This window comes from Pseudoalteromonas denitrificans DSM 6059 (assembly GCF_900112265.1).
Classification (GTDB): Bacteria; Pseudomonadota; Gammaproteobacteria; order Enterobacterales; family Alteromonadaceae; genus Pseudoalteromonas; species Pseudoalteromonas denitrificans.
This window is the reverse complement of sequence record NZ_FOLO01000006.1, coordinates 136,313-156,774: the sequence shown is the minus strand read 5'-3', so window position 1 is coordinate 156,774 and position 20,462 is coordinate 136,313. Positions and strand designations below refer to the sequence as shown.

The window sequence follows — 20,462 nt, the reverse complement described above, 5'->3', positions numbered from 1 at the left end:
GTTTGGCAATGCATAGCTTATTAAAAGTACTTAAACCAACGGTAAATATTTTATTATGCAGTACTCTTTTTGGTTGTGTTTCAACTGCAAATCGTCAAGTTGTTGCTGATGATCCATATTTTACACCAATAGCGCCAGCGCTTGAGGCGAAAGATATCGTTGCTACTGGGTCTTTATTTAATGAATATAATGCAAATGATATGTACTCAGATAGAAAAGCGGTGAGAGTTGGGGATATTATTACCGTAATGTTAAAAGAGTCCACTCAGGCTTCAAAAAGTGCAAAAACTGAAACAGATAAAGAAACTGATTATAGTTTAGATCCTATAGTTGGTTTAGGTGCTAAAAATGTCAATATCGGCGGACAAAGTATTCAGCTTGGAATGAAATCTGCTGGTTCATTTTCAGGTGATGCAAAATCTAATCAATCCAATAGCCTAAGCGGTAATATAACGGTGAATGTAATGCGAGTTTTAGCTAATGGTAATTTAATGATCCGTGGTGAAAAGTGGCTGACATTAAATACTGGTGAGGAGTTTATTCGTCTTGAGGGAACGGTAAGGCCAACTGATGTGAGTGCAGAAAATACGGTTGAATCAACCCGTATTGCTAATGCACGTATTCAATATTCAGGTAAAGGTGATTTACAAGAGTCACAGAGTCCCGGTTGGTTATCTAGTTTCTTTTTAAGTGTTTTATCTCCATTTTAGGAGAGGTTAATTATGAATAATATTATTATCAAGTGTGCTCAACTTTTTGGTTTATTGTATTTTGTTCTGTTTTCAATACATGTAGCGGCGGAAAGGATTAAAGATGTTGCTATGGTTGAAGGCATACGATCCAACCAATTGCTTGGTTATGGTTTAGTTGTTGGTCTACCTGGCACTGGTGAGAAAACACGATATACCGAACAAACGTTTAAGGCAATGCTTAAAAGTTTTGGTATCACATTACCTGAAAATGTTCGTCCTAAAATTAAAAATATAGCGGTTGTAGCCGTTCATGCTGAATTACCTGCATTCTCAAAGCCAGGACAAAGAGTTGATTTAACAGCATCTTCGATAGGTAGTGCAGGGAGTTTACGAGGTGGTACTTTATTGCAAACATTTTTAAAAGGTGTTGATGGTAATGTTTACGCAGTTGCTCAAGGGAGTCTGATTGTAAGTGGTTTAGGAGCAGAAGGTTTAGATGGAAGTAAAGTCTTAATAAATACACCTACCGTTGGAAGAATTCCAAATGGTGCAACAGTTGAACGTTCTGTTCCAAGCCCGTTTGCTCAAGGTGATTTTATAACTTTTAATTTGCATAATGCAGACTTTACATCAGCAAAACGTTTAGCTGATTCCATCAATGAGTTAGTTGGTCCGAATACGGCGCGTCCAATGGATGCCACATCCATTAGAGTGACAGCTCCAAGAGATGTATCCCAAAGAGTGGCCTATTTGGCAACTTTAGAAAATCTTGAGTTTAAACCTGCAGATACTGGGGCTAGAATTATTGTTAATTCCAGAACTGGAACCATAGTGATTGGTAAAGACGTAAAGTTGCAGCCAGCAGCAATTACGCATGGTGGATTAACGGTTACAATTGCTGAGCAATTAGATGTGGATCAGCCAGATCCGTTTTCAGAAGGTCAAACTGTTGTCACAGCTCAAAGTATTATTGATGTTTCTCGTGATGATACTCGAGCTTTTGTTTTTGATCCTGGTGTCAGTCTTGATGATTTAGTCAGGGCTATTAATGAAGTTGGGGCTGCTCCTGGGGACTTAATGGCGATACTTGAAGCATTAAAAGAAGCGGGTGCATTAAGTGGTCAGCTGATCGTTATATAATTAACTTATATATTTTATTTGGGTTAAGTGAGCAAAAATAGAGTGGATTCTTACCGCTTTCTTTGAGGCTCACTCTTTAAGGTTATACCGCTCTAAATTCACTCCTATCTCACTTGGCTTAAAAGTTGCAACTTCTTAATTATTATTCGCTAAGTGCCAAAGAATTGTTATGAATGAAGTCAATCAACATATGCCAAGTAACTATTTTGATCTGAATAGTCTTAATGATTTAAGACATGATGCAACAAGTAGTGATGGTAATGATAGAGCAGCCTTAAAAAAAGCTGCACAGCATTTTGAGGGCATATTTATGAATATGCTTATGCAGAGCATGCGAAAAGCCAATGAAGCTTTTAAGTCTGATAGCCCTATGAATAGTAGTGCAACGCAGTTTTATGAAGGTATGTTTGATCAGCAATTAACTTCTGAGCTTTCACAGAATGGCTCTTTAGGGTTAGCTGATATGATTGTTCAACAGTTAAGTCCTGATTATCAAACTTATAAACCAGCCTCAATATTAAGAAATGACGCAAATATCAGTAATAATATCAAGCAAGAACCCAGTATTTCTACAGGTTTTGTATTGCAAAAACCACATACAGAAAAATTAGAAGAAAAAGAAAGTTTTCCACAGTGGATCACGGATAGATTTAAACAGCAACAAGCTGAATTTATGACAAGTAAGTCAAAAGAGCCCACTCAAGTAAAATCAGAGAGCCCTGTCAAATTTGAAAGTTCGGAAGACTTTATTAGTTCGATATGGCAATTTGCTAAAAAAGCAGCGGAAAAAATTGACCTAAACCCTGCCGTTATGATTGCTCAAGCTGCACTTGAAACGGGTTGGGGCAAGCATATTATTAATCAAAAAAGTGGTTCTTCAAGTAATAATCTATTTAATATTAAAGCGGATAAGAGCTGGCAAGGTGACAGTGTTAATAAGTCGACGTTAGAGTTTGAAAATGGTGTTGCCGTCAAGAAAAGCGCTGCTTTCAGAGCTTATGAAAGTATTGAAGATAGCTTTAATGACTTTACCGACTTTTTAAAGTCAGGCACTCGTTACAAAGAAGTTCTTACCAAATCCTCAGACCCGGAACAATTTTTGCATTCTTTACAGAAAGCTGGTTACGCCACAGATCCTAATTATGCAAATAAAATTATCAGCATATTAAAAAGTGAAAGATTTAATGAAGGATTAAAGCAAGTTGTGGGTGATTAATTATAGGATTATTTTGGAGTCGTAAATTATGGGTTTTGGCATTTTATCAACAGGGGTCTCAGGATTAGCCGCAGCTCAACGAGGTCTAGATACAACTGGTCATAATATAGCTAATTCGAATACCGAAGGCTATAACCGCCAAACGGTAGAGCAGAAATCAACAATTGGCATCCCATTCGGTGGTGTTTTCTTAGGTAATGGCACTCAGGTTTCTTCTATTTCTCGTTCATTTAATGAATTTTCATTCTCAGAAGTGCTTTACAATAAAAGTCAGTTTAATTTCAATAACTCATTAACAGTTAATGCGGGCCGACTGGATAATTTTTTAGCTGACAGTGATACCGGAATAACAAAAAGCATAGAGAGCATGTTTAATGCGGTTAATGGTATAACAGAAGAACCCACAATAATATCTGCCAGAAATGTTTTTTTAAGTACGTCAGAAGCCAATGCGAAACGATTTAATAACATGTTTACCGAGGTTGAACAGCAGCATTTAGGCAATATAAATCAAGAAATAGAAACCACTATTTCAGCCGTAAATGAAATTACAACACGTATTGCTCAATTAAATGGTGAAATAGCTGTTGCATCTTCTATTGCTGAAAGTGGATTCCCCCCAAATGATTTACTTGATAAAAGAGATTTACTTGTTAGTCAGCTAAGTGAGTATGTAGATGTAGATACATTAGAACATAAAGATGGCACTATAAACTTAACTGCAGGTTCTGGCTTAACACTTGTAACAGGTGTTTTTGCTATTCCTTTATCGGTTGAGAGAAATGAGTTTGACTCTACTAAGCTAGAAATAGGTATGGCTCCGACTACTGGAACGGTAAATAAGTCAATTGTAACTGATCAAATTCAAGGAGGATCTTTAGGGGGAATAATAAAAATTAGAGATGATCTTTTATTACCTTCTATCAGAGATATGGGCAAAATGGCAATTGGTTTTGCTGATACTTTTAATCGACAACAATCTTTAGGCCGAGATTTAAATGGTGCTGTTGGTACGAATTTATATAAAGATATTAATGATCCTCAGGTTGCATTATCAAGAACACTAAACTCAAATAAAAATGCGGCCGTAACTGATTTTTCAGTCAATATCACAAATGCTTCATTACTAACAAATCAAGATTATTCAATGGAGTATGTTGCTGGTAATTTAGACGTACGTGACGAAGCTGGGACCCTCTTGGTATCATTCAGCCCTGCTGATATAACAGCTATGTCACCACCAACTAATACACGGTTTCAAATCCCAGGTACAGGGATAGATATTAATATCTCAAATAATAACTTAGCTGCGCCAGTTCCTCCAGCTACTAATAACCCAAAGTTTTTAATTCGACCAACTTATACAGGAGCTAGCGATATAAGCCAGGTAATAGAGGATCCTAGCTTAGTTGCTGCTGCGGATAATTATTTAGCAACAGCAGATGTTGTTAATCCAAGTAATGTCGATTTTGAATTGTATGAGATATCTAATACTGCTGATGCTAACTTCCCTAATGCGGCTAATTTCCCCCCCCCGTTAGACCCTCAAGTTAGAGTTGTAATCAATGCTACAGGCACACAATACAGTTTGCAGAATTCAGCTGGTGCAGCACTAGGTGCGCCAGCTGGGGGCCCATTTAATATTCCTGCAGATCAAGTTATTGATGTGCCGGGTATGCGCGTTAAGTTAACGGGTAATTTAGCTGGTAATGAAGTTTTCACTATTACTCATCAAGATGGCGCGCCACCATTTGATACTAAAAAGTTTGGTCCTGGTGATAATACAAATGCTTTGACTATGCTGGATTATCAAAATAAAAAAACATTAGATGGTGGTACCAATACATTTTCAGAATCTTATGCTGAGTTAGTTACTTTTGTTGGTGTAATAACACAAAGTGGCAAAATCAGCGCGAGTTCATTTCAAACTTTATTAGCTGGTGCAGAGCAAAGAATGGCTGAAACATCGGGAGTAAACCTTGATGAAGAAGCTGCAAATCTATTGCGTTATCAACAGGCATATTCAGCTTCTGCAAGAATAATAACAGTAGCAAATGAGATATTTAATACGTTAATACAATCATTTCGTTAGGAGATTAGTCATGTGTTTTTTGTTTATTACGAATCAATTTTTTTATGCTTTTAGCCTATCTGTTTTGAAAGCCATTTCCCAAAAAATCGTTTGTTAGGAGAACCGTTATGCGTATCGGTACACAAAATTTTTACGATCGTAGTTTATTCAGTCTTCAAACTAGGCAATCAAATCTTGATCGAGCACAAGAAGAGTTATCTACAGGGAAAAAGATATTAAGGCCTTCTGATGATCCCGTTGCGTCAAATACAATAATTAAACTTAAAAGTGAAATCAGTGTTTCAGATCGTTATGTCAATGCACAGGGAACTGCTTCAAGGTTTAATGAAGTAGAAGAAAGTAATTTATCAAGTATGAATGTCATTATGCTTCGTGTACAAGAGTTGTTAGTGCAAGCTGGTAATGGTTCTTTAGATTCTGTTTCATTAAATGCGATAGGAATAGAGCTTGATAAGCGAGCTGATGAGTTATTTGCTTTGTCAAATTCAAAAAATTCAAATGGTGACTATTTATATTCAGGGTTTCAAACAAATACTATACCTTATAAAGAAGATAAATTTGGTTATGCCCAATATCAAGGGGATAGTGGGCAAAGAGAGGTACTCGTTGCTGCAAGCTATAAAGTTGAAGTAAATGATCCGGGAAACAGTTTCATTGATAATGTAAGTTCTCCATACGGTCATTTTTTAAATACAGCTGGGGGGGGAAATACAGGGACCTTAGATTTATCAGTTGGTTTAGTATCTGACAGTACAGAATTTACTCAACCCACCGCTCCAGCGAGTGCATATCAAGTTGTTTTTTCAGGAACGGCACCAGCACCAGCAACTTCTTATCATGTAATTGATGTTCAAACAGGTATTACAGTAACCCCTTCTCGTAACTTTACACCTGGTGATGATATTCAAGTGCAGGGGATCAGCATTAAAACTGATGCAAGTACAAGAGCAGAAGTCAATGATACATTTAGCATTACGGCCGCGCCAGGAAATACTGAAAAATCTTTACATTGGGTATTAAAGCAAGCCATTGAAACAATGAAAGTAACAGGAAATAATTATACTGCTATGCCTAATCCAACATCAACTGTTGGTATTTCAGGAGGTAATATAATTAAACCTGATGAGCATACTTTAGCCGATTTTGACATTATTTTGACACCAGGGGCTCCAGATACGGTTCAGGTTAATGAGGTTGATCGGTCAACGATACCCGTAACTGTACTTTCAACACCTGTGCCTGCGCAAACTTATAATCCAACGGGCACTAAATTAGAGTTTAATGGTATTGAGCTAGATCTTGCCGGGCCAGCACCTGCCGCAGCGGATACTATTCGCCTCGATAGGCCTGAAAGTTCTCGCAGAGGTCAATTACTTGGCGATCTTCAGCAAGATTTAAAAAATGCCTTTACGAATGTTGATAATATTCGCTCTCAAGTGGGTGCCAGATTAAATACAATCGATAATGAAGCTAATGCACAGTTTAAATTTAAAGAAGTTTCAGTAACCGCGCTTGCTAATTTAGAAGAAGTTGATATTTACGCCGCAATGCAGACTTTCCAATCATCAATGACAGGTTTACAAGCCTCACAACAGGCATTTGCTAAAGTTCAAGAGCTAAGTTTATTTAATTTTATATAAAGCTGGCACATTGTTTGCTTTTTAATTAGGTAGTTAGTTTTTGATTTAGTAATTGGGCCATCAAGAAACCGATTTGTCCTAAGGAGAAAGTAAATGTCTTTGTTCATTAATACAAACGTGGCTTCATTGAACAGCCAGCGTAATTTAAGTAAATCGTCAGCTGGTTTGGATACCTCGTTACAGAGATTATCTTCAGGCCTTAGGATTAATAGTGCTAAAGATGATGCCGCAGGATTGCAAATATCAAATCGTCTTACATCTCAAATTAATGGGTTAAATGTTGCCGCTAGAAATGCAAACGATGGTATTTCAATGGCTCAAACAGCTGAAGGTGCACTACAAGAAACTACAAATATTTTACAACGTATGCGTGATTTAGCGCTTCAAGCTGCCAATGGTACATTTTCAAATACAGACAGAATTGCAATACAAGAAGAAGTTGCTCAATTACAACAAGAAATTGATCGTATTTCAGAAACAACCAGCTTTGGTGATAGAAAATTATTAAATGGTACATTTGGTTCTGAAAGTTTTCAGGTTGGTGCCACTGCATTTGAAACTATTAGTGTAAGTATAGGTGCTTTTTTTGCTGATACGATAGGTGCTGAAACCCACTTATTACAAAAAGAAGCATTAGGTGATGTTAATACGGTTGGTGAAGTTGTCTCCGGTGGTACAGCCATAGGTTTAGGTGGAATTGGTACTTATGATGCCAGGGGGAGTGCAAGTGGCTATTTAGGATCTCAAGGTTCAGTTGTTGCTGTCGGAATACAAGGAGCACAAGGTTCTGCGACTGCAACTGTAACAGGTACTGCAACGGCACTTGATTTACAAAAAGCAATTCAGTTAGCGACACCTACTACTGGAGTTGATGCTGATGCAAGAACAGTTGCAACACTAGATTTTGTTTCTACAAGTAGTTTTGGTTCGTTATCGGCCGAAGCAACAGTTACATTTGAGTTAAGGGGGTTAAATACCGACCCGACTATTCCAGCGCCTATTATTAAGGCTAGTTTTACTAATTCAGAGGATTTATCATCGGTTGCTAATTCTATCAATGCACAAACTAGTGAAACAGGGATTGCAGCAACATTAACTTCAGAAGGGGATTTAAAATTAGTTAATGAACGTGGCGATAATATTGAGATTACAAATTTAACATTATCTGATGGTGGCGCGGGCTCATTACTTGCAATTAGTGCAAATACATTTGAATATGAAGGCGATATAACTTCTTCTGCACAAATTATTTCTTCAACTACTATGGCAAGTGATCCTACTATGTCTACTAATAGTATTGCATTTGTTGGGGTTGTAAGAATGACATCTAATGATGACTTCCGTATAAGTGCCAGTGCTTTATTAAATCAGAACCTTAATGGTCAACAACTATCTAACTTAGAAAATGTTGATGATATAGATGTTAGAACTGCAATAGGTGCACAAATGGCTGTTGATGTTATTGATGGTGGTCTTGCATTTATTGATTCTCAAAGAGCGGGTTTAGGTGCAGTTCAAAATCGACTACAATCAACAATTTCCAATTTAACCGTTGTTTCAGAAAATGCATCTGCGTCACGTAGCCGTATCAGAGATACTGACTTTGCAATTGAAACTGCTGAATTAACAAAAAATCAAATATTACAACAAGCAGGAACATCAATGTTATCGCAAGCGAATCAAATACCACAAGCGGCATTGTCTCTATTGGGCGGCTAACTTTGACCGAATTAAGAAAAAGCGGCAAGCTTTTCTAAATTAAAACAAAAAGGAGACACTGTCTTCTTTTTGTTTTTTAAGGTTAATATTTTATAAATGAATTAAAAAGGAAAAAAACTTCTAAAGTAATTCTTCTTGATGCCGAAAAACTTATTGAAATAGAAATTTAACAATTTCTTTTAGTTAATTAGGAGAATTAATTATGGCTCTGTCTATAGCAACGAACACGGCATCATTAAATGCCCAAAGAAACCTAACTAAGTCATCAGACATGGTTGGAACGTCATTATCTCGTTTATCTTCAGGTCTTAGGATCAATAGTGCACGTGATGATGCAGCAGGTTTACAAATTTCAAATCGTTTAACATCTCAAGTTAACGGTTTGAATGTAGCAACACGAAATGCAAATGACGCTATCTCTTTAGCACAAACAGCTGAAGGAGCTCTACAAGAAAGTACTAATATTTTACACCGTATGCGAGATCTTGCCCTACAAGCGGCGAATGGTACATTCTCAAATGAAGACCGTGGTGCAATTCAAGAAGAAGTATCGCAATTACAATTTGAACTTGACCGTATAGCAGGTACAACCGCTTTTGGTGACCGTCGTTTATTAGATGGTTCATTTGGTTCTGAAGGTTTTCAAGTAGGTGCAAAAGCATTTGAAACAATTACGGTAAGCATAGGTTCATATTTTGCTGACGATATTGGTGCACAAACCTATAACTTAAGAACTAATGCCGATGGTGCTGTGGGTACTGTAGCTGATTCTGGTGCGGCTAATGCTGGTTTAGGTGGTATAGCTGCTTATGATGCGATTGGTACTGGTAGTTCATATTTAGGTTCACAAGGTTCTGTAATTCAAATCGGTATTCAAGGTGCTCAGGGCTCTGCGACTGCGACTGTTACAGGTACCAGTACGGCGCAAGATTTACAAAAAGCAATTCAATTAGCGACACCAACAACAGGTGTTGATGCTGATGCACGTACTGTTGCAACTTTAGATTTTGTTTCATCTAGTAGTTTTGGTTCATTATCAGCAAGTTCAACCATTACATTTGAATTGCGTGGTAGTAATACTGATCCGGCCGTAGATGCACCTATTATTAAAGCTGATTTTACAAATAGTGAAGATTTATCTTCGATTGCCAACGCAATTAACGCTGTAACTAATGATACAGGCATTGCAGCTTCGCTGACATCTGAGGGTGATCTAAAACTTGTCAGTGAAAATGGTGATAATATTCAACTTACCAATGTAGCCTTTACAGGTGGTGCAGCTGGTACATTAATGACTGTAAGTGCGCAAACTTTTGATTATGAAGGTGATACAAACGATACTGCACAAGTTGTCACTTCAATTACGGTTGCTGAACAAGCTGCGCAGATGTCACAAGGTACCATAGCTTTTGTTGGAACTGTGCGAACAACATCAGCAGAAGATTACCGAGTAAGCTCAACTGCTGATATTACGCAAAATGTTGCAGGGCAAGAGCTATCTGAGTTATCAAATATTGAAGATGTTGATATGAGCACTGCAGTAGGTGCACAAATGTCTGTTGATGTTATTGATGGTGCCTTGGCCTTTATTGATGGGCAACGTTCTACGTTAGGTGCGGCGCAAAACCGTTTAACTTCTACAATTTCTAACTTAACTAATGTAAGTGAGAATGCATCAGCATCACGTTCACGTATTCGTGATACTGATTTTGCAACAGAAACAGCTTCTTTGACTAAAGCACAAATACTGCAACAAGCGGGAACATCTATATTGGCACAAGCTAATCAGATCCCACAAGCAGCATTAAGTTTATTAGGTTAAGCATTGAGTTAGTTGTTTTAGAATATAGAGCCAATTGAATGTAAAGAGGCCAAGGAGTGGTTTCTTTACATTATCCGTGCTTTAATTACATGAGTATTAGGGAGGAATTATGGAAATAGTGACGCAAACGATTCCAATCGCTAGTTCATCTAATGAAAATCAGACACATAAGTCTGCGGTTGAATCCATAACAGTAGGAAATACAGAGAAGTCATCTGAAGATCCTAAGAACAAGCAATTTTTAGACGAAAATAAAGTTAAAAAAACAGAAGCTGAAGGCGAAAAAGATATAAAGAATGCCAATAAAGTGGCGCAACAATTGCAAGATTTTGTTTCATCGATCAATAAAGATTTACGATTTTCAGTTGATGAAGAGTCAGGGCGCGATGTGATCTCTGTTATTGATAAAGAATCGGGTGATTTAATTCGCCAAATTCCATCGGAAGAGATATTAGATTTAGCATCTAGAATATCTGAAGCTGCGGGGATTTTAATTAAAAAAGAAGTATAAGGTAGATATTATGGCATCTATAACTTCCCCAGGAATAGGTTCAGGCTTAGATGTAAATAAAATCGTAACTGATTTAATTGCGGCTGAGCGAATCCCTTTTGATTCTCGGCACGATAGTGCACAAAAGGATATCACTGAAAAAATCTCAGCCTTTGGCAAATTAAAAAGTAATTTATCTGATTTAGATGATGTATTATTTAAATTAAAACTTCCTACTACTTTTAGTAAACGCAGCGTGGAAAACGCATCTACAAAATTTGATATTGAAGCTGGATCTGCTGCTCAACCTGGTAGTTATAATATTGAAGTAGAAAAAATTGCGACCGCCCATAAAATTACATCTCCAACAATCGCTGGATTTATCGGTGAAGGTACAATGAAAATTGATGTTGGATCAAATACAGCTAATATTACAGTTGCAGCCGACGATACCCTTCAAACATTAAAAGATAAAATTAATAATTTATCATCTAACCCAGGTGTAACAGCTACTATAATCACAGCCGATGATGGTGAACATCTTGTATTAACAGGAAATGAAACTGGGCTTGCAAATGAAATTAAACTCACAATCACAGATGATGATGGGGATTTAGTTGATGGGCTTGGGTTATCTCGTTTAAGTCAGGATGGAACAAATAACTTTTTCACTGAAAATACACCAGCAGAAGATGCAAAAATAAAAATAGATGGCAGCTTAACAATTACTAGCGCATCAAATAAGGTTGAAGGGGCAATAGAAGGCGTTATATTAAATTTAAAAGAAGCCCATGAGGTTGGTAAATCAGATATTTTCAAAGTTTCATTAGATACAGACAGTGTGAAAGAAGAACTTGAGAAATTTGTTGAATCTTTTAATAGTACTGTTGCTCAAGTTGTTGAACTCTCAGCTGTAAATGTTGATGCGGGAACTAAAGGTATATTAACAGGTGATGGTACATTGCGTACTATGATGAATCAAATCCGTAATGCAATCGCACAACCTGTGACCTTATCTAATGGTTTACAAGTTTCAATGTCATCAATTGGTATTACGACACAAAGAGATGGTACCTTAGAACTTGATAATGATAGATTAACAAAAGCTATTTCAACTGATTTTGATCAATTCAAAGAATTATTCTCCGGAACGGACGGTGTTGGCAAAAAACTTGCTACGATAGTAACTGAGTATAAAACGACAGGTGGTATTTTAGATGACCGAATTAATGGCTTGCAAATATCATCAAAAGATTGGGATGATGAAAAAATAAATTTTGAAAAACGTTTATCCTCAACTGAAAGTCGACTTTATGCACAATTTTTAGCCATGGATCAAATTGTAGCTAAGTTAACTAATACTGGAACTTTTTTAGATAATCAGTTAAGTAATTTACCTGGGTTTACAAGTAAAAAATAAATAGCAAGTGAGAAAATATGACAGATTCAGTTTCAAATGAAGAGCCTGCGGTAGAGATTTTAAGGCAAGTCCTGAGTTTAACGTTTCAACAGAACCTCGAAGTTTTAAAAATTCACTTTCCAAATTTTTATCAACGTTTCAAAGACTATAAACCTACTGAGTATGGTTTAGAAATGGATGATAAAGGTCATTTGAATATCGCTGGAAAAGAAGGCTTCATCTATAATGAAAACCCTAAGTTGCTATCCGAAGCGCAATTTGAGATGTACTTTTCATCACCTCTTCGAAATATATATCGATTAAAGTTGATTGATGCAGCCGCAGTGGATGACATGTTCAAACATGTTGGTTTACTTCGCAATTTAGTTTGTGCGGGCGATGAAAGCATAGAAGAAAGCAAAGATGCGCCATATGAGAACCCCAAGTATTATCCTTTAATGTGTTTAATTGGTGTTGGCTTGGGTTACCACATTGAAAAATTAAGCGAAAAAGATATAGGTCATCTTTATATTTATGAACCTAATAATGATATTTTTTTCGCCTCTTTACACGTAGTTGATTATAAAGAATTAATAGAGAAATATACTGAGGCAAATAAAGGTATAACGATTCAAGTTGGTTCAACACCTGAATTTTATATTGAAGATTTACATAAGCTATTATTTGAACGAGGAGTATATCGTTGTGGTGTATTACCAATTTATCGTCACTATAACAGCCCTGAATCTGATGAAGCCCTTGAACGCTTATTGGACAATGTAACTAATTTTTATTCTGGTTTTGGTTTTATGGAAGATGAGATGATTTCTGTCAATCATACTTTAAAAAACTTAAGAGATAAAAATAGAAGAGTCATAAATAGTACTGTTCAGTTGGGTGATAAAACATCAAAACCTGTGTTTATTTGTGCTAATGGACCAAGCTTAGACTCGTCTATTGCTTTCTTAAAAGAAAATAGAGATAAATATCACTTATTTTCTTGTGGTAGTGCGCTTTATCCTTTATATAAAGCAGGTTTAACACCTGAGCTTCATTTTGAACTTGAGCGTACAGAGGGGTTATTCGATTGGGTTTCTGTTATTGAAGATAAATCTTATTATAAAAATATAGCCATAGTTTCGATGAATACAGTATCACCAAAGGTACTTGACTTATTCGGTGAGTCTTATATTTATATGAAACCTAATGATGGTGGCACTGATTTAGTAAGAATGGCTTTTCTTGATACATTTGATCAATCTTTACATTTGTTTGGTTCTAACCCGACAGTAAGTAATGCAGCTGTTGCTTTTGCAACTAAAGCGGGTTTTAAAGAAATGTATTTAATTGGAGTCGATCTTGGATTTAAGGATGTAGAGCATCATCACTCAAAAGACAGTGTATATTTTGAAAAATTTAAAGATGTTTATAAAGCTACCACAAATGGTAATAAAATGCTGGAAGGGAATTTTTCAGATACGGTAGAAACAACAGCACATTTTGATTTTGGTCGCCATGTTATTGAGTATGTATTACGACGCCCAGATAATGAAGATGTTAAATGTTATAACTGTTCTGATGGTGTCAAAATTCAGCGAGCAGAACCAAAACATCTTGAGGATATTACTTTTACAGAACATCAAGATGACTTTTCAATTCATAAATCTCTATTTGAACAGTCTAAATCTGAAGCGTACGACTATGCTTTTTTAGTTGAGAAGCTAAAGGAATATAGTACTTTGATGTTTGAGTTAATGGATAAAGTTGCAAACCCGAAATTTAAAGGTATTCAAGCAACTCATAAAGAGTTGATGGACGTTTTTAGTTATCAGTATAATCTTATTCATGATATGGCGATTAAACAAAATTTATATGCGGGTCGTATGCTTTCGGGAAGTACTAATTACTTACAAGTACCAGCAACAGGTTTAATGTATATCATGAGAACCGATGAGAGTAGAAATAAGTTTTCAGGTAAGGTTCTTGATTGCATGGTTGATTATTTTGCTGAAATGAAGCAAGTTTACCAGACTAAAATTCTTGATGAACTAGATTAAAAAGTTGATTATTATGTTTCTCTTAGTCAATTTAATAACAAGATAAAACTTCAAGCCAATATGATTTATATTGGCTTTTTTTGATCTTAAAATAAACTTTTTCACTATGAGTTGGAGATTAGTATGGAGTGGGTTATTGCTGGTGGAGGCTTTAAGGGAATATTAGCTGCAACGATTCTATTGAAAAAAGGTCAAAAAGTGACCTTGATTGAAAAAAGTAATGCGCTTGGTGGCGTAATGAGAGGGATTGAGTGGGGTAAGTATCATCTTGACTTAGGGTGTCAAATATTTGATAACTCATCATCCGAAATTACATCATATTTATTTGATTTAATGCAGCAAAATATTAGAAAGGTTGATGTGAACTATGCTGGTATGACCAAAGGCTGTAAAAGTGAAAATTATACAGTCCCAGATTTAACTTTATGTAAGGTAGATTTTAATATAATCAAAAAAGAGTTAAAAGAGATTGCATCCAAACCGGATATAAAAAAAAATGAAACTTTATCTGATTACCTTGATAACCGGTTTGGTCTTTATGCTGCAAAATTTTTAAAGGAAGCAGCTTATAAAAAACTACAGTATGACCCAACTAAATTAGATGCGACAGCAGCAAGTCTTTTATTTTTTGATAGGGTTAAACTATTTGATGAAAAAACGTCAATTAAACTCAAAGAACAAAAATTTTATGATGAGCGTTTAGCTGTTTTTACTAATAATGATGCAATGCAGTTTTATTCTGAGGCTGCAAAGTTTTACCCTTTCAGAAATTTTTATCCAGATAATGGAGGAATGAGGCAGTTTTGTGATGGTGCACTTGAATACTTAAAGGAACAAGGTGCCAAGTTGATATTTGAACAATCAATTGAGTCTATCTCAAAAGATCAAATACAACTGAAAAATGGTGATTTAAAAAAAGTAGATAGGTTAATTTGGGCTGCTGAGTTAGATGTGCTTGAATCTATTTTATTCGATGAAAATTCTTTAAAACAGTTTATCCATCCAGTTCCTATGGTAGTAGTCTATTTTGAAGTACCAGTTAAAAATATAGGAAGTTATACATATTTTCATGATCATACACCAGAGCAATTAATTTTTAGAGCTTCGGCTCCTGGGCTGTATAGTGGACAAGTTATTGATGGTAAAAGTTATATTTGTTGTGAAGTACCAACTCATCTTAATTCAAATATATGGCTTAATGCTAAAGCTTATATAAATACAATTTGGCAAGAAGCATGTAATTTAAAAATTTGCTCAGGAGAAATGCCTAGCACTTATAAGTTACTTCAAGCACCTATTACCTTCAAATTACCTTTAGTTGGTTATCAAAAAAAGTTTGAAAAAATACAACAAAAAATATTGAAAGATCATTCTAATATTATTTGCATTGATCCCGTACAAACATCTTTGACTGATATAGCCTCTAATATCTTGAAAGAATTAGAAAGTTAGCATTATTATTTTGATTTAAATCAATTTATTGATCTCTTAGGGATTTCGTATTAGCTGGGTTATGCAACACTTACTAATACAATCAATTTAAATATGGCCTAAGAATGAAAAAAAATAATTGCATAATTGCAGGTGGTGGGATCTGTGGTTTATTTTCAGCTATTTTATTAACAGATTATTTTGAAAATGTATACATTATCGAAAAAGAGTCTGAATGTGGAGGGCTGCTCAAGTCAATAAAATTACCAAATGGTGCTATTTTTGATCAAGGAACACATGTTCCAAATACAACATTGATCCCTGAAATTGACAATATATTATTTGGCAAGGAAGAAGAGCGACACTTATATTGGAATGATCTTGGTAAGTTACGATCTGGTAATTATTTCAATGGTCGTTGGAACTTAATTAATCAAATGCTTGATGTTCGTAATTTACCTGATGATATTTATCAAAAAGGTATTATTGAATTACTTTCATTGACTAAATTGAGCCAAGCTGAAAATATTGTAAGCTTTCTTTGTGAAACTTTAGGCCCTACTTTTACTCAGCATGCGATCGCACCAATTGCACAAAAACTTTATGGGAATGAAGTCGAGCTGTCAAAACTAGTAACTAACTCTTCTGTCAGTTATTTTGGTTTATCGCGAGTAATGGCTTTAGACTCAATTGTAAGTAAAAAGTTAAAAGAGCTGCCTGCCTTTGATGAAAAACTAGCGTACCATAATGAAAAAGATTTCGAACAAAGGTTAAGAAAAGATAAAGTACCACAAAGAAAAAATTATTATCCTAAAAATAATCAGGGGGTTGGATTCTGGGTAGCGCATTTATTAAAACAAGCTAAAGATAAGGGGGTGAAATTTTTTACTAATGATTATATAGATAAAATTAATCATGAAAATAAAAAGGTTACTTCAATCGAATTAGGTAATTGTAAAGAAAAAATCAGGTGTGATTATTTATTTTGGACTGCCCCTCCCGTCTTAGCATTAGAAGCGGCTGGAATTAAGGTGTTACAGACAGATGTAACTTTTAGGAGTGCTTGTATTTTTCATTATCAAATTGATAGGCAATTATTGAATACGGAGTCGCATTATGTTTGGAACTGGGATAGTAAATATAAAGGGTTTAGAATTACTTTATATTCAAATATGCAAAAAGATATTATAAGTAATACAGCAAAACTGACAGTTGAAACTTTGTGTAAACCTGATGAGGTTGATTGCATAACGCTTGAAGAGATGTTTAATGAATTAGTTAGTATTGGATTAGTCGATAAATCATCCTTAATTTTAAGTCAAAAAAAGCAAATAATTCATCATACTTTCCCTATACCAACTTTTGAATTTGTAGACGCTGTAGCCAGCCATTATGAACAATTGTCTGGCGCATTTAAAAATATTCATATTGCAGGACGCTTCGCAGGAAAAAATTGGTTTCATGAAGATGTATTTAAAGGTGTATACTTTGATTTAAAAGAAAAATTTGGTTCTACCAGTTAAAAAGTTATTATTGGTGTGATAATTGCTGTTAACTTAAAGAACTGCTTGATAGCCATTATAGTGAAAAAATATGAAAAAATGCACTAAGTGCGGATTACCTGAAACATATGAAACAATAGAGTTTAATCAGTTTGGTATTTGTAATATTTGTTTGCAAAAAGATCATAAAGACGAAAGTATAAACTGGCATGATCGAAAAGAAATGCTAGATGACTTAGTTGCACAGTATAAAGGTAAATATGATTATGATTGTATAGTGCCTTTTTCAGGAGGAAAGGACTCAACTTTCACGCTAAAGTACCTAATTGAACAGTATGGTTTAAAACCGCTTGTTGTTCAATTTAATCATGGTTTTTTACGACCCCAATTACTTGAAAATAACGAAAGAACCCTAAAGAAAATGGGTGTGGATTTTATTACTTTCACACCAAATTGGAAACTTGTTAAGCGTTTAATGCTTGAGTCTTTGATACGAAAAGGTGATTTCTGTTGGCATTGTCATACGGGAATATTTTCGTATCCTATGCATATTGCGATTAAGTTCAATGTGCCCTTGATATTTTGGGGGGAGCCATCATCAGAATATACTGCTTATTATGATTACAGAGATGATGAGATTGAGTCTGTGGATGAAACTCGGTTTAATCGTTATGTTAATTTAGGCATAACAGCCCAAGATATGGCCGGTATGATAAAGGATGATTTTAAATTTGATGAAAGAGACTTGTGGCCTTTTACTTACCCAAAAACTCGAGATCTAAAACGTCTTGGTTATCACTCTGTTTGCTTAGGATCTTTTATTCCATGGGATGTTAAGAAGCAGTCAAAAGAGATAATGGATGAATTGAATTGGCAAGGAGATCAGGTTGAGGGAATGCCATGGGATGTATACCCTTATGAGAAGATAGAATGTTATTTGCAAGGTGTTAGAGATTATATTAAATATTTGAAACGTGGTTATTCAAGGGTTTCTCAGATGACAGCATTAGACATCAGAAATGGTCGTATGACAAAAGCTGAAGCTGATGAATTAGTTGAGCAGTATGAAGGTAAACGCCCGCCATCATTAGAGTTATTTTTAGAATACCTTGATTTAACGGAAGATGAATTTAATCAAATAGTATTCAAAACGGTTGTACCTCCTTTTGTGCCGGATTTTGATAACATCGAAGATGCACCTAAAACAAAAGATTTTGATACGTGGTTTAGAGAATCAAAGGTCTAGGTATAATTTTGAATGATGTTTTAATTGGAATTTTAGATATTCAGCTAGGAAATTTAACTTCAGTTGCAAATGCAGTGTATGAATCAGGTTTTGATTATCAGTTAGTTTCTACACCTAATGACTTTAAAAAAATCACACATCTTATTCTACCTGGGGTTGGTTTTTTCTCAACAGCGATGGCTCATATTGAAAAACAAAATTTAAAAACGGCAATTTTAAATTTTGTTTTGGTGGATAAAAAACCAACAATGGGTATTTGTTTAGGTTTTCAACTTCTATCGGATTATAGCGAAGAAGGCGAGTGTGAAGGATTGGGTCTTATATCTGGAAGCGTTAAAAAATTAATATCAAAACACCTTTTAATTCCGCATACAGGCTGGAATAGTGTTTTAAGTCAAGTTGAACACCCTGTTTTAAAAGGTATTAAAACTAATCGTGATTTTTATTTTGTGCATTCATTTCATTTTGAAGTCAAGGATACCAAAAATATTTTGTCTTTGACTGAGTATGGCAATAATATTGTCAGTGGTATTTTCAGAGAGAATATAGTGGGTTTTCAATTTCATCCTGAAAAAAGCCAAAACAATGGTTTAAAGTTAATAGAAAATTTTTGCTATTGGGATGGAAATAGTAAATGTTAAAAAAACGGGTTGTACCAATATTATTGTTGAAAAATGGTCGTTTAGTTAAAGGTGTTAAATTTAATCATTATCGCGATGTGGGGGACCCAATACAAAGTGCGGCCGTTTATAATTCACAAACAGCCGACGAATTAATTATTTTGGATATAAATGCCACCCAAGAAAGCTACTTTGATTTATTAAAAATATTAGCTGAATTGACAAAGTCTTGTTTTATGCCGTTGGCACTGGGTGGTGGTATTAGAACTTTCGATCAAGCGGCGCAATTAATTCACTCTGGTGCAGATAAAATAGTATTAAATACTATTTGTTATCAAAAACCTGAACTGGTATCTGAATTGGCAAAACGTTTTGGTAGTCAGGCTATTGTTTGTAATATAGATGTTAGGAAGCATATCGCTTCTAATAACTATATTTTATATTCACATTCAGGTAAAACGCATGAAAAGGTAAGCTTAGCTGCACATTTAAAAAAAATGCTCGATGCTGGAGTTGGGGAGTTTATGGTGCAATCTATTGATAGAGACGGCACTATGCTTGGGTTTGACCAATTTCTGGTAGATGAAGTTATGAGTCAAGTTAAGACGCCCCTTTTAATAGCGGGAGGCTCTGGTAACTATCAACATTTACATCAAATTTTTACTCAAACAAATGTAAGTGGCGTTGTATGTGGTAGCTTATTTAATTTTTCTGATTCGAGCCCAATTAGAGCTAGAGCATATTTACTAAATTATGGTTTACCATTTAAACTTGTGTAATACATAATGAAATTATACGATTTAGAGTAAAGATGAAAAAAGATATTAAGAGTATAAAGTTAGAATCATCAATGCTAATACTTCGAAGTATCACTACTGATGATTGCAAACAAGATTATCTTAATTGGCTACAAGACCCTAAGGTAAATTGTTTTCTTGAAACGCGATGGCAAAAACAAACAATAAACTCCATTTATGAATTTATTGTTAATATACAAAAAGATGAAAATAACTATTTATTTGCTATTGTAGATAAATCAACAAATAAACATATTGGAAATATTAAACTAGGTCCAATAAATTGGCGACATGGCATAGCAGAAATCAGTTATTTTATTGGAGATGTAGACTTCTGGGGTAAAGGGTATGCAACGCAAGCTATTAGCACTTTAACTGAATGGGGCTTTAAAAAGCTAAAACTACATTTTGTAAAAGCTGGTTTTTATCAATCAAATATAGCGAGTCAAAAAGCCTTAGTTAAATCAGGTTATGAGTTTCAAGCTATTTTTAAAAACGAACTTATTGCTGCCAATGGAGTTAGAGAAGATCACGTTTGGTATGGAAAATTTAATCAGTAATATACTTGGTGTTTAATTTGCATAAAACTATTGATATAT

The 20,462-nt window shown here is 35.0% G+C and carries 16 protein-coding genes and 1 pseudogene; all 17 read left to right on the top strand.

Features of this window, described 5'->3' with window-relative positions:
• Positions 1-8: 8 nt before the first annotated feature.
• A complete protein-coding gene (gene flgH / locus BM088_RS06280) occupies positions 9-710 on the top strand; it encodes a flagellar basal body L-ring protein FlgH (RefSeq protein ID WP_091981755.1) in 702 nt (233 codons plus the stop codon).
• Positions 711-722: 12 nt separating this feature from the next.
• A complete protein-coding gene (locus BM088_RS06275) occupies positions 723-1,832 on the top strand; it encodes a flagellar basal body P-ring protein FlgI (RefSeq protein WP_091981750.1) in 1,110 nt (369 codons plus the stop codon).
• Between the two features lie 169 nt (positions 1,833-2,001).
• Positions 2,002-3,048, top strand: a complete 1,047-nt coding sequence (gene flgJ / locus BM088_RS06270; protein WP_091981747.1) for a flagellar assembly peptidoglycan hydrolase FlgJ — start codon at positions 2,002-2,004, stop codon at positions 3,046-3,048.
• A 28-nt stretch (positions 3,049-3,076) separates the two neighbouring features.
• Complete coding sequence (gene flgK / locus BM088_RS06265) at positions 3,077-5,140, top strand: flagellar hook-associated protein FlgK (RefSeq protein ID WP_091981743.1); 2,064 nt, start codon at positions 3,077-3,079, stop codon at positions 5,138-5,140.
• A 107-nt stretch (positions 5,141-5,247) separates the two neighbouring features.
• On the top strand, positions 5,248-6,780 hold the full coding sequence (flgL, locus tag BM088_RS06260) for a flagellar hook-associated protein FlgL (protein ID WP_091981738.1): 1,533 nt from the start codon (positions 5,248-5,250) through the stop codon (positions 6,778-6,780).
• A gap of 93 nt (positions 6,781-6,873) precedes the next feature.
• Positions 6,874-8,499 carry a flagellin gene (locus BM088_RS27890; RefSeq protein ID WP_091981734.1) on the top strand — a complete coding sequence of 542 codons (1,626 nt, stop codon included), beginning with the start codon at positions 6,874-6,876 and terminating at the stop codon, positions 8,497-8,499.
• Between the two features lie 202 nt (positions 8,500-8,701).
• Positions 8,702-9,721, top strand: a pseudogene (locus tag BM088_RS28080) (flagellin N-terminal helical domain-containing protein); the annotation flags it as partial.
• 69 nt (positions 9,722-9,790) lie between these two features.
• Positions 9,791-10,321 carry a flagellin gene (locus tag BM088_RS28075; protein WP_425439278.1) on the top strand — a complete coding sequence of 177 codons (531 nt, stop codon included), beginning with the start codon at positions 9,791-9,793 and terminating at the stop codon, positions 10,319-10,321.
• 109 nt (positions 10,322-10,430) lie between these two features.
• A complete protein-coding gene (locus tag BM088_RS06245; RefSeq protein WP_091981727.1) occupies positions 10,431-10,832 on the top strand; it encodes a flagellar protein FlaG in 402 nt (133 codons plus the stop codon).
• Positions 10,833-10,842: 10 nt separating this feature from the next.
• Positions 10,843-12,231, top strand: a complete 1,389-nt coding sequence (gene fliD / locus BM088_RS06240; protein ID WP_091981723.1) for a flagellar filament capping protein FliD — start codon at positions 10,843-10,845, stop codon at positions 12,229-12,231.
• A gap of 17 nt (positions 12,232-12,248) precedes the next feature.
• Positions 12,249-14,267, top strand: coding sequence for a motility associated factor glycosyltransferase family protein (locus BM088_RS06235; protein ID WP_091981718.1), 2,019 nt, complete (start codon positions 12,249-12,251; stop codon positions 14,265-14,267).
• A 123-nt stretch (positions 14,268-14,390) separates the two neighbouring features.
• On the top strand, positions 14,391-15,719 hold the full coding sequence (locus tag BM088_RS06230; RefSeq protein WP_091981714.1) for an FAD-dependent oxidoreductase: 1,329 nt from the start codon (positions 14,391-14,393) through the stop codon (positions 15,717-15,719).
• Between the two features lie 104 nt (positions 15,720-15,823).
• Positions 15,824-17,221, top strand: a complete 1,398-nt coding sequence (locus tag BM088_RS06225; RefSeq protein ID WP_091981711.1) for an NAD(P)-binding protein — start codon at positions 15,824-15,826, stop codon at positions 17,219-17,221.
• A gap of 70 nt (positions 17,222-17,291) precedes the next feature.
• Positions 17,292-18,446 (top strand): N-acetyl sugar amidotransferase, encoded by a 1,155-nt coding sequence (locus BM088_RS06220; protein ID WP_091981707.1) that lies wholly within the window; start codon positions 17,292-17,294, stop codon positions 18,444-18,446.
• Positions 18,447-18,454: 8 nt separating this feature from the next.
• Positions 18,455-19,087, top strand: a complete 633-nt coding sequence (gene hisH, locus BM088_RS06215; protein WP_091981704.1) for an imidazole glycerol phosphate synthase subunit HisH — start codon at positions 18,455-18,457, stop codon at positions 19,085-19,087.
• Positions 19,081-19,845 carry an imidazole glycerol phosphate synthase subunit HisF gene (hisF, locus tag BM088_RS06210; RefSeq protein ID WP_091981700.1) on the top strand — a complete coding sequence of 255 codons (765 nt, stop codon included), beginning with the start codon at positions 19,081-19,083 and terminating at the stop codon, positions 19,843-19,845. Before hisH ends, hisF begins: the two co-directional genes overlap by 7 nt.
• A gap of 32 nt (positions 19,846-19,877) precedes the next feature.
• Positions 19,878-20,423 (top strand): GNAT family N-acetyltransferase, encoded by a 546-nt coding sequence (locus tag BM088_RS06205; protein WP_091981695.1) that lies wholly within the window; start codon positions 19,878-19,880, stop codon positions 20,421-20,423.
• The last annotated feature ends 39 nt before the right edge of the window (positions 20,424-20,462 follow it).